The sequence below is a fragment of the Sorangium sp. So ce321 genome, assembly GCF_051530195.1.
Lineage (GTDB): Bacteria > Myxococcota_A > Polyangia > Polyangiales > Polyangiaceae > Sorangium.
Genome location: NZ_CP150329.1, coordinates 6986511 through 7000269, shown reverse-complemented (window position 1 = coordinate 7000269; position 13759 = coordinate 6986511). Strand labels below are relative to the sequence as shown.

Below are 13759 nucleotides of genomic sequence, written 5' to 3'. Positions count from 1 at the left end.
AACGATCCTCCTCGTCGATGATGACAAGCGCGACGTCGCGCTGAACGAGGTCGCCTCGCCGAGGAGAGCGTCCTAGATGAGCACGCCGCTCCGCGTCCTCCTGGTCGAGGACTCCGAGCCAGACGCGCGGCTGATCCTGCGCGAGCTCAAGCGCGGGAGCTATGAACCGTCGCACGAGCGGGCGCACACGCCCGAGGGGATGTCGGCAGCGCTGGAGCGGCAGGCGTACGATGTCGTGCTCTGCGATCACAGCATGCCCCGGTTCGACTCGCTCTCCGCGCTGCGCATGGTCAAGGAGCGCGGGCTCGATCTGCCCTTCATCATCGTCTCGGGCAGCATCGGCGAGATGATCGTGGCCGACGTCATGAGAGCCGGCGCACATGATTACGTCCTGAAGAGCGATCTGCGGCGCCTGGTCCCCGCCATCGAGCGCTCGCTGCGAGACGTCGCAGAGCGGAGGGAGCGGAGGCGCGCGGAGATCGCGCTGAAGGAGAGCGAGGAGCGCTTCGCCCTCGCGGTGCAAGGCGCGCGCGACGGGCTCTGGGACTGGAATATCGCCACCGGCGGCACCTATTACTCCCAGCGTTTCATGGACATCCTCGGCTGCCAGGATGGCGCGCTCGACGGGTCCTTCGAGTCCTTCCTGAGCCTCGTTCACGAGGAGGACAGGCACAGGATGGCGAGCGCCCTCCGCGGCCACCTGGAGCGCGGTGAGCCTTTCGACGTGGAGTTCCGGCGCCGCACGGATACCGGCGAGCTACGCTGGATCTGCTCCCGGGGGCAAGCGCGCTGGGACGACGCGGGGAAGGTCACGCGCATGGCAGGCTCGCTCAGCGACATCACCGCGCGCAAGCAGGCGGAGGCGGCGCTCCGGGACAAGCTCGACATCATCGAGCGGCAGCAGGAGGCGATCCGCAAGCTGTCGACGCCGATCATCGAGGTCTGGGACGGCGTGATCACCATGCCGGTGTTCGGGGCCGTCGACGAGCACCGCGCCGAGCAGATGATGGATGTCCTGCTGCAAGCGATCGTACGCACGCGCTGTCGCGCTGCCATCATCGACCTGACGAGCGCCGACGTGATCGACCACCGCACTGGCGATCATCTCATGAAGCTGATCCGCGCCGTCGAGCTCGTCGGGGTCCGCGGCATCGTCGTGGGTATCCGCCCCGAGGTCGCGCAGACCATCGTCTCTCTCGGCGTGGACCTCTCGAGGTTCGTCACGCTCGCGAACCTCCGCGATGCCCTGGTTCATTGCATGAATGGCATGAACGGCGCCGCGCGCCGGAGGCCGCAGCGCTGAGCTGCAGTAAACCCGCACGAAAACCGCTCTAGAGCGAGAGCTCCGCCCTGACGGTCGACTCCTCCAGATCGCGGGTCAGCTGGAACCCGAGCTTCTGGGCCACGCGCTGCATCTCCACGTTCTCGCCCATGATGTCGGCGCTGATGCGCGAGAGCTTCTCGTCGCGGGCGATCTGGATGAGGAGGCTCAGGAGCCTTGAGCCGAGCCCCTTTCTCTGGTGCTCGTCGCTGATCAGCAGGGCGAACTCCGAGTCGTTGGTGCCCGGCAGCTTGCTCAGCCGGCCGACGCCGATGATCTCGCGGCCTTCGCCGCCCGCCGGCGGCGTCTCGACGACGAGCGCCATCTCGCGGTCATAGTCCGCGAAGCAGACGCGCGTCAGCCGCTCGTGCGCGGTGCGCAGGTCGAGCTGCATCGGGTAGAAATACCGCAGCCGCACCGTCCGCTCCGAGAGCTTCTGGTGGAACCTGACCATCAGCGGCTCGTCCTCGGGGCGGATGGGCCGGATCGTGAACGCCTGCCCGTCCCGGCCCTTCAGCGCCGTCACGTACTGCGTCGGATACTCGCGGATCGCCGACCGGGGGAGCGCCGACTCCGGCGTCTCCGGCGGGTGCAGGACGACGCGCGCGTCGAGGGCGATGATCCGCTCGGCGCTCACGGCCAGCGGGTTGATGTCGATCTCGCTGATCCAGCGCTGCTCGATCACCATCTGCGAGAACCGCACGAGCAGGTGCCCGAGCGCCTCGAGGTCGACCGGCTTCCTGCCGCGCACGCCCTTGAGGGCGCCGAAGATCTTCGTCTGCTCCATCATGCGGAGGGCCAGCGTCGCGTTGAGCGGCGGCAGGCCGAGCGAGCGGTCCTTGAAGACCTCCACGAGCTGCCCGCCGGCCCCGAACAGGAGCACCGGGCCGAACTGCGGATCGATCGAGCTGCCGAGGATGATCTCGTAGGCGTCCTTCAGCGCGATCATCGGCTGGACCGTCACGCCCTGGAAGTGCTCCGCGCCCGCCTTCTGCGCGACGCTCTCCTGGATCTCGGCGAACGCCCGGCGGACGGCGCCTTCGTCGAGCAGGTCGAGCTTCACGCCGCCCACGTCGGTCTTGTGCGTGATCGTCGCGCTGTACAGCTTGAGGACGGCCGGATACCCCATCTCCCTGGCCAGCGCCGAGGCCTCGTCCGCGCTCCGGGCGACGGCCGTCCGCACCGTCGGGATGCCGTACGCCGCCATGAGCTGCTTGGACTCGAACTCATCCATCAGCGTCCGGCCGGACGCGCGGACCCCGTCGACGAGCGCCCTGGCCCTCTCGCGATCGACGTTCAGCGCCCGCTCATCCATGCTCGGCGTCTCGTAGAGCGCCCGCAGGTTGTACGAATAGCGGACCATGGAGCAGAACGCGCGCGCGGCGATGTCGGGGTAATCGAACGTCGGGACCCCGGCGCGGTTCAGGATCGATTTGCCGGCCTCCACCTCCACGCCGCCCATCCAGCTGGCCAGGACCGGCTTGCCGTCGACGTGCGCGTGCTTGCGCAGCGCCTCGGCGGTCTGCGTCGATTCGGTCATGTCCTGCGGGGTGAGGATGACGAGCACGCCGTCGTTGTTCGGGTCCTTGGCGCAGATCTCGAGGGCCTTCGCGTAGCGGTCGGCGCCGGCGTCGCCGAGCACGTCCACGGGGTTATTGCGGCTCCACGCGGCGGGGAGGAAGCCGTTCAGCTCGCTCATGATCTCCGGCGAGATCGGCGCCAGGTCGCCGCCGTTCGCGATGAGCGCGTCCGTGGCCAGCACGCCCGGGCCGCCGGCGTTGGTGACGATGCACAGCCGGTTACCGCGCGGCCGCGGCTGCTTGGCCAGCGTCTCGGCCATCGAGAAGAGGTCCGCTATATCGTTCACGCGCAGCACGCCCACGCGCCGGAACGCCGCCTCGAGCACCTCGTCCGAGCCGGTGAGCGAGCCCGTGTGCGACGCCGCCGCCTTCGCCGCCGCCTCGCTGCGGCCAGGCTTGATCACGATGATCGGCTTGTTCAGCGCCACCTCGCGGGCGGCCGACAGGAACGCCCGCGCGTCGCGCGGGTCGCCGATCGACTCCATGTAGATGAGGATGCTGCTCGTCTTGGGGTCGTTGCCGAGATAGTCGATGAGGTCGCCCCAGCCGACGTCGAGCATCGAGCCGACGCTCACGAACGCGCTGAAGCCGACCTGCTCCTCCAGGCTCCAGTCGAGCACCGCCGTGCAGAGCGCGCCGGACTGGCTGATGAACGCCACGTTGCCAGGCCGCGCCTGCCCCTTGGCGAACGTGGCGTTGAGCCCGCCGATCGGGTTCATGACGCCGAGGCAATTGGGCCCGATGATGCGCATCTTCCCCCGGGCGCGCTCCATGATCTGCTGCTCGAGCCGGACGCCCGGAGGGCCCATCTCCTTGAAGCCGGCCGAGATGATGATCGCGCCCGGGACCCCGGCGTCCACGCACTCGCCGAGGAGGCCTGGCACGCTCGCGGCCGGGGTGACGATCACCGCCAGGTCCACCCTGGCCGGCACGGCCGCGATGTTCGGGTACGCCTTGATCCCGAGGACGCTGGATCGCTTGGGGTTCACCGGAAAGACAGTGCCCCCGAACGGATTGCTGATCAGGTTCCAGAGGAGCGTGCGCCCCACGGCCCCGCTGTTCTCGGTCGCGCCGATGACGGCCACGTTCCGCGGCTTGAAGATCGGATCGAGGCTCTGAAACTCCTGGCGAAGCACGTCGTGGGCACGGTCCGTGGTGGGAAGCGGGTCAGCCATGGCGCTCCTTGGAGGTCGGTTCGGTGAGTGCTTCTGGGTCCGTCGTCCGCAGACGGCAATGGCCCTTTGCCACGCTGCGGGGTGGGTCGCCTGGCCCGCCCGAGGCGAGCGCCGCCGCCTCCCGCGGCGAAGGCCACCCGGCCCTGCTGCTTCACGGCGGCATCGCCCGTGCCAGCCTCGTTTGCGGCAGAGCCCGCATGCTTCGCTTGACGGCCTGCCTTTCGGTTGATAGACAAGTCAATCAACGTCTCGGGGGAGCGTCCATGTGTCCTCGCAGCGCGGAGCGTTTCGAGCAGATCAAGGACGAGCGGCGCCGCGCGCTGCTTCGTGCGGCGCGCGTCGTCTTCGGTCGCAAGGGGTTCGCGGCGGCGAAGATCGCCGACATCGCGGCGCAGGCGGGGATCAGCCACGGGCTCGTCTACCACTACTACCCCGAGAAAGAGTCGCTGTTCTCGGCCACGATCGACGCCTCGGTCGAGGGCTGGGACACGCTCATGGAGCTGACGCGGGCGCAGGGGGGGACACCCTGGGATCGGCTCGTTTACATGTGCGGGCAGATGATCGCCGGCCTGCGCGAGGAGCCGGAGCACCTCCTGATGACGGTGCACGTGTACGCCGAGGACGCGTCGCCCGGCCTGCGCGACGTGCTGAGGCGCTTCCGGCTGCGGGTCATCGGCGATCTCGAGGAGCTGATCCAGGAGGGCCAGCGCGCTGGGCAGGTCGAGCAGCGCGCCTCCGCGGAGCTCTCGCGCGCCCTGGTCGCCATCGTCCAGGGGCTCGCCATCAACCGCCTTGTCGAGCCCGACGCCCCGCTGCCGCCGCTCGACGTGGTGCTGCGCATCCTGAAATCATGAGCAGAGGACAAGGGAGGGACGCATGAAGATCGTTGTGGATGAGGAGCGCTGTGAGGCCAACGGCATCTGCATGCGGGCAGCGCCCGAGGCGTTTCGCGTCGACGACGACGACCGCCTGCACCTGCTCGTCACGGACGTGCCGTCCGAGCTCCGCGCGAAGGTGGAGAGGGCGGTGCGCGACTGTCCGCGGGGCGCGCTGTCGCTGACACCGCGCTGACGCGGGCAGGAGAAGGTCGGACCGAACGCAGAGGGAGGTATTCGCATGTTGCAGGAGAGTTCACGTCCCACGGTTGAGTTCAATCCGTTCGCGCCCGGGTACACGGAGGATCCGTACCCCGTCTATGCTCGCCTGCGCGAGGCGCCCGTCCGGTACTGGGAAGAGGGCCACGGGTGGATCATCAGCCGCCACAACGAGATCCAGGCCGTCTTGCGCGACAGCCGCTTCACGGCCGACCGGGCGGCGTGGGCGCACGCTTCGGCGTTTGGCGTGGGCAGCATCCCCGAGGTCGAGGAGCTGAACCGGCACGGGCTCTTCTCGCTGCCGGACAGGGATCACGCCCGGGTGCGCAAGCTCGTGAGCCCGGCGCTCACGCCGCGCGCGGTAGAGCGGTTGCGCCCGATGGTCCAGGCCATCGTCGACGAGCGGCTCGACGCCTTCGCGGGCAAGGGCGTCATCGACCTTGTCCACGACTTCTCCGAGCACATCCCGGTGCGCGTGATCAGCAGCATGCTGCACATCCCGCAGCGGCACGACGCGGCGTTCCACCGCTTCGCCGACTCCGCGGTGAAGCAGCTCTTCATGATGCTCATGACGCCCGAGGAGATCCAGCGCATGGTCGTCGGCATCCGCGAGGGGATGGCGATGCTCGACGAGGTGATCGAGGAGCGGCGCCGGAACCCGATCGAGGGCGACATGCTGACGAGCCTCATCCAGTCCGAGGAGCAGGGCGATCGCCTGAGCAAGCCGGAGCTCGTCTCGCTCGTCTCGGCGCTGCTCGTGGGCGGCTCCGAGACCACGGTGCACCTGATCGCGTTCATGGTGCTGAACCTCTTGAAGCGCCCGGAGGTGCTGGCCGAGGTCCAGCGGGACCCGGAGCTCATGAAGGGGGTCGTCGACGAGGTGCTCCGCTTCGACAACTTCGGCAAGTTCGGCACCTTCCGTTACGCGACAGAGGACGTCGAGCTCGGCGGCGCGCGCATCGCGAAGGGGGAGATGGTCGTCCTCTTCTTCGCGTCGGCGCTGCGCGACGAGGCCGCGTACCCGAACCCCGACAAGTTCGATCCGCGGCGCGAGGCAGCCGGGAGCCTCGCGTTCGGCGGCGGCGCCCATTATTGCATCGGGGCGAACCTGGCGCGCCTCGAAGGGCAGGTCGCGGTGAGCTCGCTCCTCCGCAGGTTTCCCGGCCTGAAGATCGAATCGCAGCCGACGTTCGGCCCTCACCCCGCCATCCGCAAGATGGACTCGTTCAAGCTCCGCCTCGGCGCCTGATCGCCCGCCTCGATACGATACCGGCTCCAGAGCGGAGCTCGGCCGCGTCTGGCATGGTGATCCGGAACACGAAGATCCGCCAGGACGTCGGGAGAGTACGGGAAATCTTCGCTGCGGCGTCTCGTTCCAGTCAGTCGCCCGGCGCACGCCGAGCGGCGCTGGACAGCGCGGCGCCGCTCGGGCGACACTCCGTCGTATGCGCCACGAGGGGGATGAGGATCGCGCTCAGCTTGTTCGCAGCCTGGAGGCGACGGAACGGGAAGTGGAGTCGCTGCGGGTGGACGCGCGCAGGTGGCGCGCGCTCATGGCGGCGCGCTGCATCAGCGTGTCGATCCACCGTGCGGAAGGCAAGACCCACAGCGTCAATCGCGGATGGGAAGCGCTCTGGCGAGCGCCGGCCGAGGAGTTTTTGCGGATGAACTACAACATGCTGGAGGACCCGCAGCTCGTCGAGAACGGCATCATGCCGCACGTCGAGCGGTTCTTCCGGGGCGAGGAGGTCGCGATCCCGCCGATCAGCTACGACACCGACGCTGTCGAGGACCTCCCGGGCAGGGCCGGCGGGGCGGTGTGGGTCTGCAGCTTCGGCGTACCGGTGCCCGACGCGGCGGACAGCTTCGAGGGCGTGCTGTTCCAGTTCGCCGTCCCGGAGGCGGCCGAGATCCAGCACAAGTACGAGGCCCTGATCGAGGAGCAGCGGGCGCTCCAGACGTCCCTGGAGGCGCGGAACCGGGAGCTCGAGGAGACGGTGCGGCTGATCGCGGCGCAGCGGGACGCGATCCAGGCGATGAGCGTCCCGGTGATCCGCGTCGGGGACGGCGTGCTCTGCCTCCCCATCGTGGGCATGATCGACGACGCGCGGGCCGCCGCGCTCCTGGAGCGCCTGCTCGAGGCGATCGCCGCGCAGCAGGCGGCCCAGGTGCTGCTCGACATCACGGGCGTGCCGGCGCTCGACGCGCGGGCCGCCGCGCAGCTCATCAAGGCGGCCTCCGCGGCGCGGCTGCTCGGCGCTTCCTGCACGCTCGTGGGCGTCTCGCCCTCGCTGGCGCGGACGTTGGTCGAGCTCGGCATCGACCTCGGCGGCCTCGACACCGCCGCCACGCTCGCGGAAGGGCTGACTCGCGCCCTCTCCGGGCGCCGCGGGGCGGCGCAGCGGGGCATGGCGGCCGCGGAGCGCGCGCCGGCGCCGGATCGAGGCGAACGTCGGTAGGCGTCGCCGCAGGCCGCGTCGCCGCACCGACGTGCGTTGACGTGCTGCTTCGATCCCGCCCATACTGCCACCCATGCGGCGCTCCGTAATGTGTGCGGTACACTGTACGGATCCGCGGGTTGCCATCCAGCCCGGGGGCACGGGAGCGTCTCGATGACGAAGGGCACCGCCAGGCCGGCCGGGAAGCGGGGGCAGCGCGAGGGGGCGGGGCGGGCGGCCGACCCGGCCCGGAGCCTCGCGCTGCTCTGGGGCTCTCACGGGAAGCCAGGGCGGTCGGGGCTGACGGTGCGCGCCATCGTGTCGGCGGCCATCGAGCTCGCCGACGCGAGCGGGCTGGATGCCGTCTCCATGCGTCAGCTGGCGGACCAGCTGAAGGTCGGGACCATGTCGCTCTACACGCATGTTCCCGGCAAGGCCGAGCTGACCGATCTCATGGTCGACACGGTCTACGGCAACCTCTACGATGACGTGGACTCGCCCTCGCGGCAGCCGGGTGGGTGGCGCGAGTCGCTCCGGTACATCGCCGCGCGCAACTGGGATCTGTACCAGCAGCACCCGTGGCTGCTCGAGATCGTCACGGCCCGCCCCGTGCTCGGCCCGAACGTCTCCCTCAAGTACGAGGCCGAGCTGCGGCCGCTCGACGGCCTCGGCCTGACCGACGTCGAGATGGATTCGGTGCTCACCCTCCTCCTCACGCACGTCGAAGGCACGGCGAGGGCCCAGGCCAACGCGAAGCGCACCCGGCACGAGAGCGGCATGACGGACGTGGAATGGTGGGTCGCCACCGCCCCGCTGCTCGACAAGGTCATCGACGCGAAGCGGTTTCCCGTCGCGACGCGCGTCGGGCAATCGGCGGGTCAGGCGTATCAGGGGGCGTCGAGCCCCGAGCACGCTTTCCACTTCGGCCTGGAGCGCATCCTCGACGCCGTCTCGCTCCTGATCGCGGAGCGAGGCGCCGCTCAGGTTTGAGGGAGGGGGAGAGCCCGGCGAGGCGAGCCGCGGAGGCTTGACGCCGACTCGCTACAAGGGGTACCAAGGCCGTCCAACTTAAACTACGGCACCGAACAGGTTGAAACCCCGAGAAAACGAACCACAGAGGCACAGAGGGCACAGAGTTTTTTCGTTGTTCCTCTGTGTCCTCTGTGCCTCTGTGGTTCAAATCTCTTCATTCCCGGGCGTTTCAAGCTGATCGATGGTCTAAGACCAGCGCTCCGAGCGCTGGAGGTCAAGGTCAACCATGCATCGTGTTCACGCTCTTGGCGTCGTGCTCGTCTTCGCTTCGCTCAACGCAGCCTGCAGCTCATCCCCCTCGGACTCGAGCTCCGGTGGAGGCGACGGCAGCGGGGGTGGGGCCAGCACGGGGAGCACCGGCAGCACGGGAAGCACGGGAAGCACGGGGAGCACCGGGACCACCGGCAGCACGGGGAGCGCCAGCGGCACTGGCGGCGGCGCCACGAGCAGCTCGTCGAGCGCCGGCGGGCAAGGCGGAGCGGGCGGCGACGGTTCCGCCCTGCGCGGCTGCGCGTCGGGCAGATACACCCTCTGCGAGGACTTCGAGGACACCGACGTGGGCGCCGTTCCGCAAGGGTGGACCAAGCACGGTGATCCGGTCGCGGTGGCCGATGATCAGGCGGCCTCCGGCAATCGCTCGCTGAAGATGGGCGCGGTCGCGAACGGCGAGCGGCGCATCTACCACGACGCCTCGCAGCTCGGGAGCGGGCACTGGGGCCGCATCCGCTACCGGGTGGAGCTGCCGGTGCCTGACGCGTTCGTTCATTCGACCCTCGTCGCGCTCCAGGGCGTCGGCCCTACGACGGGCCCCCAGGAGGTCCGCGTCGTGGATACCGTGAAGGAAGACAAGGACGGCTGGGACAACGACGGCAACGGGTCGCACATCCAGTACCTCTACAACGTGCAGCCCCAGGGCGCGGAGTTCGGCAAGGGGAGCGACTACAACTGGAAGTACGAGGATGAATGGCACTGCGTCGAGTGGCACATCGACGGACCGGCGCAGAGCTACGACTTCTACGTGGACGGCGTGCTCCTCGAGCAGATCAGCATCGCGAACGGGCCGGGCAACTACACTGGCTCGGAGATCCCGGACGTCTTCAGCGAGGTCCGGGTCGGGTGGAACAACTACCAGAGCGCGCCGCCGGGGTTCACGGCGTGGATCGACGACGTGGCGCTCGACGACGAGCGGATCGGGTGCGAGGAGTGATGCAAGGAGTGACAGTCAGCGCGAGCCAGGCCTCGCGCTGACTGGGCTCCTCGCCCGCGGGCCGGTGGCGGCAGGCACGTCGCGCCGCGCCCGCGCTGCTCAGCCGGGCGCCGGCGCGCCGTAGCCGCCGCCCCCCGGCGTCTCGATCACGAACACGTCGCCTCTGCCCATCTCGACCGAGCCGATGTGCGACAGCACCTCGGTCGAGCCGTCCGCGCGCACGACGAGGTTGCGCCCGGGCTCGCCGGCGCTCCCGCCCGCCAGGCCGAACGCGGCCGTCGAGCGGCCGTTCGACAGGATCGACGCCGTCATCGGCTCGAGGAAGCGCACCGCGCGCGTGCCGCCGTTCCCGCCCGGGAAGCGCCCGGCCCCGCCGGAGCCCTCGCGGATCTCGTAGCGCTCCAGCCGGACCGGGAAGCGGTGCTCCAGCACCTCCGGGTCGGTCAGGCGCGAGTTCGTCATGTGCGTCTGCACGACGCTCGTGCCCGCGAAGCCGCGCGCGCCGCCCGCGCCGCCCGCGCCGCCCGCGCCGCCCGCGGCTACCGCGCGGATCTCGATGCCCGCGCCCGAGCCGCCGGAGATCGTCTCGTAGTACTGGACCCTCTCGTCGCCGAACGTGAAGTTGTTCATCGTCGGCTGGCTGCTGGCCAGCACGCCGAGCGCGCCGTACAGCGCGTTCGTGACGCAGGTCGACACCTCCACGTTGCCCGCCACGACAGCGGCCGGCGGGCGCGGGTTGAGCATCGAGCCCTCGGGGACGATGACCTCGATCGGCCTCAGGCACCCGGCGTTCAGCGGGATGTCGTCGTCCACCAGCGTGCGGAACACGTAGAGCACCGCGGCCATCGTCACCGCGCGGGGCGCGTTGAAGTTGTTCGCCATCTGGCCGGACGTGCCGGTGAAGTCCACCACCGCCGCGCGGCGCTCGCGGTCGATCCGGACGGTCACCTCGATGGTCGAGCCGTTGTCGAGCGGCACGGTGAACCGGCCGTCGCGGAGGAGCGCCGGGTCGAGCCGCGCGATCGCGAGGCGCACGCTCTCCTCGGCGTTGTCCTGCACGTGCTTCATGTAGGCCTGCACGGTGGCGAGCCCGAACTGGGCCACCATCGCGCGCAGCTCCTGCGCGCCCTTCTCGTTCGCCGCGATCTGCGCGCGCAGGTCGGCCAGGTTCTGCTGCGGGTTGCGCGCCGGGTGCGGCCCGCCGCCGAGCAGCGCCAGGATCTCGGCCTCCCGCAGCCGCCCGCCCTCGACGAGCTTCACGTTGTCGAGCAGCACGCCCTCCTCCTCGATGGTCCTCGAGAAGGGCGGCATCGAGCCCGGGGTGATGCCGCCTATATCGGCGTGGTGCCCGCGCGAGGCCACGTGGAACAGCACGCGGCCCTCGTCCTCGTCCCAGACCGGCGTCACCACCGTCACGTCGGGCAGGTGCGTGCCGCCGTGGTAGGGGTCGTTGAGCACGTAGACGTCCCCCGGCCTCATCCCCGGGTTGCGCGCGATCACGGTCCTGATCGACTCGCCCATCGAGCCGAGGTGCACCGGCATGTGCGGGGCGTTCGCGATCAGGTTGCCCTCGGCGTCGAACAGCGCGCAGGAGAAGTCGAGCCGCTCCTTGATGTTGACCGAGTGGGCGGTGTTCTGCAGGCGCAGGCCCATCTGCTCGGCGATGTTCATGAACAGGTTATTGAACACCTCCAGCATCACCGGGTCGACCTCGGTGCCGACGGCGCGGCGCTCGGGCCGCGGCGCCACGCGGGTGAGCACCAGGTGGCCGAGCGCCGTGAGCTCGGCCTGCCACCCCGGCTCGACGACGGTCGTGGCGTTGGCCTCCGCGACGATCGCCGGGCCGTCGATGACCGCGCCGCGCCCGAGCCGCTCGCGCCGGTACAGCGCCGCGTCGCGGAAGGCGCCCTCGCAGAACATCCGCGCCCGCGCGTCGGCGTCGGGGCGGTGGGGGCGCGCCTCGGCGGGCTGCTCGTCGGCGGCCTCGCCCGGCCCGATCGCCTCGACGGAGACGCTCTCCAGGACCAGCGCCTTGTCGGGCATCAGGAAGGCGAACCGCGCGCGGTAGGCCGCCTCGAACGCCGCGCGGATCGCCTCGGCGCTGCCGTACGGCACGACCAGGGCGGTGTCGGTGCCTTCGTAGCGCACGTGCGCGCGCCGGAGCGTCCGCACGCGCCCGGGGGCGAAGCCTTGCGCGACGAGCTCGGCCTCCGCCTCGCCGGCGATGCGCGCGAGCGCCTCGTGCGCCGCGCCGAGGCCCGCCTCGTCGAGGCGCCGCTCCACGGCGGCCTCGCGCATGGCGTTCTGGTCCGAGAGGCCCATGCCGTACGCGGAAAGGACCCCCGCGAGCGGGTGCACGAAGACGCGGCGCATGCCGAGGGCGTCGGCCACCGCGCAGGCGTGCTGGCCGCCGGCGCCCCCGAAGCACTGCAGGGTGTACTGGGTGACGTCGTGGCCGCGCGACACGGAGATCTTCTTCACCGCGTTCGCCATGTTGGCGACGGCGATCTGCAGGAACCCCTCGGCCAGCTGCTCGGGCGTGATCGGCCGCGACGTCTCGCGGCGCACCTCGTCGGCCAGGGCCTCGAAGCGCCGCGCGACGACCTCGCTGTCGAGCGGCTCGTCGGCGCCGGGGCCGAAGACGCGCGGGAAGAGCTCCGGCTGGATCTTGCCGAGCATCACGTTCGCGTCGGTGATCGCCAGCCGCCCGCCGCGGCGGTAGCAGGCCGGCCCGGGGTTCGCGCCGGCCGACTCCGGCCCGACGCGCAGCCGCGCGCCGTCGAAGCCGAGCAGCGAGCCGCCCCCTGCGGCCACCGTGTGGATGCTCATCATCGGCGCGCGCATGCGCACGCCGGCCACCTGCGTCTCGAAGGCGCGCTCGAGCTCGCCGGCGTAGTGCGACACGTCGGTCGAGGTCCCGCCCATGTCGAAGCCGATCACCCGGTCGTGCCCGCCCGCGAGCGCGGTGCGCACCATGCCGACGATGCCGCCGGCCGGCCCGCTCAGGATCGCGTCCTTGCCCTGGAAGCGGTGGGCGAGGGTCAGCCCGCCGCTCGACTGCATGAAGTAGAGCGGCACGCCGGGCATCTGGCGGGCGACCTGCTCGACGTAGCGGCGCAGGATGGGCGAGAGGTACGCGTCGACCACCGTCGTGTCGCCGCGCGAGACGAGCTTCATGAGCGGGCTGACCTCGTGCGAGGCCGAGACCTGGGTGAAGCCGACCTCGCGCGCGATGGCCGCCGCCTGCCGCTCGTGCGCGGCGTGGCGGTAGCCGTGCATGAACACGACGGCGCAGGCGCGGATGCCGTCCCGGAACGCCTCCTCCAGCGCGCGGCGCAGCGGCGCGGCGTCCAGCGGCTCGACGACCTCGCCCTGCGCGCCCACGCGCTCGCGGGCCTCGATCACGCGCTCGTACAGCAGGTCGTGCAGCACGATGTGGCGGTCGAAGAGGCGGGGGCGGTTCTGGTAGCCGATGCGCAGCGCGTCGCGGAAGCCGCGCGTGGTGACCAGCGCCGTGCGATCCCCCTTGCGCTCGAGCAGCGCGTTGGTGGCCACCGTGGTGCCCATCTTCACGCACTCGACCTCGGCCGGGGAGATCACCTGGCCGGGCGAGAGGCCGAGCAGCTGGCGGATGCCCTCGACCGCCGCATCGGCGTACTGCTCGGGGTTCTCGGAGAGCAGCTTGGCGGTGGTGAGCGAGCCGTCAGGCCGCCTGGCCACGACGTCCGTGAACGTGCCGCCGCGGTCGATCCAGAACTGCCATGCGCGCGAGGTCGAGGTCATCGAATCCACTCCAGGTGCGCGCTGACGAGGCAGGCCTCGCGGCGCCGGCAGCTTACCAGCACACGCTGTTCTATAATTCAACAATAGGGTTTCATTGAAGAATCTGGCCGGCGGGTGCCGCCCGCGGCG

9 protein-coding genes are annotated in these 13759 nt (G+C 70.4%); 7 read left to right on the top strand and 2 right to left on the bottom strand.

The genetic code is table 11. The features are described 5' to 3' along the window. Positions 1 to 76: 76 nt before the first annotated feature. The gene (locus tag WME89_RS25855; protein ID WP_438011743.1) at positions 77 to 1303 is read left to right on the top strand and encodes a PAS domain-containing protein; all 1227 of its coding nucleotides are present in this window, start codon (positions 77 to 79) and stop codon (positions 1301 to 1303) included. A 28-nt stretch (positions 1304 to 1331) separates the two neighbouring features. Here WME89_RS25855 and WME89_RS25850 read toward each other — a convergent pair whose 3' ends face one another. Beyond that, a complete protein-coding gene (locus WME89_RS25850; RefSeq protein ID WP_438011742.1) occupies positions 1332 to 4076 on the bottom strand; it encodes a bifunctional acetate--CoA ligase family protein/GNAT family N-acetyltransferase in 2745 nt (914 codons plus the stop codon). Positions 4077 to 4339: 263 nt separating this feature from the next. Here WME89_RS25850 and WME89_RS25845 point away from each other — a divergent pair, with 263 nt between their 5' ends. The 6 genes from WME89_RS25845 to WME89_RS25820 all read left to right on the top strand — a co-directional run bounded on the left by WME89_RS25845 (position 4340) and on the right by WME89_RS25820 (position 9847). Then, entirely contained in the window at positions 4340 to 4930 is a 591-nt protein-coding gene (locus WME89_RS25845; RefSeq protein WP_438011741.1) for a TetR/AcrR family transcriptional regulator, read from the top strand. 22 nt (positions 4931 to 4952) lie between these two features. After that, entirely contained in the window at positions 4953 to 5147 is a 195-nt protein-coding gene (locus WME89_RS25840; protein ID WP_437663437.1) for a ferredoxin, read from the top strand. Positions 5148 to 5192: 45 nt separating this feature from the next. Next, positions 5193 to 6419 carry a cytochrome P450 gene (locus WME89_RS25835; protein ID WP_438011740.1) on the top strand — a complete coding sequence of 409 codons (1227 nt, stop codon included), beginning with the start codon at positions 5193 to 5195 and terminating at the stop codon, positions 6417 to 6419. A 415-nt stretch (positions 6420 to 6834) separates the two neighbouring features. Beyond that, complete coding sequence (locus tag WME89_RS25830) at positions 6835 to 7629, top strand: STAS domain-containing protein (protein WP_438011739.1); 795 nt, start codon at positions 6835 to 6837, stop codon at positions 7627 to 7629. Between the two features lie 153 nt (positions 7630 to 7782). After that, positions 7783 to 8598, top strand: coding sequence for a TetR/AcrR family transcriptional regulator (locus WME89_RS25825; RefSeq protein ID WP_438011738.1), 816 nt, complete (start codon positions 7783 to 7785; stop codon positions 8596 to 8598). A 268-nt stretch (positions 8599 to 8866) separates the two neighbouring features. Beyond that, a complete protein-coding gene (locus WME89_RS25820) occupies positions 8867 to 9847 on the top strand; it encodes a hypothetical protein (protein ID WP_438011737.1) in 981 nt (326 codons plus the stop codon). Between the two features lie 99 nt (positions 9848 to 9946). On the opposite strand, the gene WME89_RS25815 is transcribed toward WME89_RS25820, so the two are convergent. Beyond that, on the bottom strand, positions 9947 to 13630 hold the full coding sequence (locus WME89_RS25815) for a hydantoinase B/oxoprolinase family protein (protein WP_438011736.1): 3684 nt from the start codon (positions 13628 to 13630) through the stop codon (positions 9947 to 9949). Positions 13631 to 13759 lie beyond the last annotated feature (129 nt).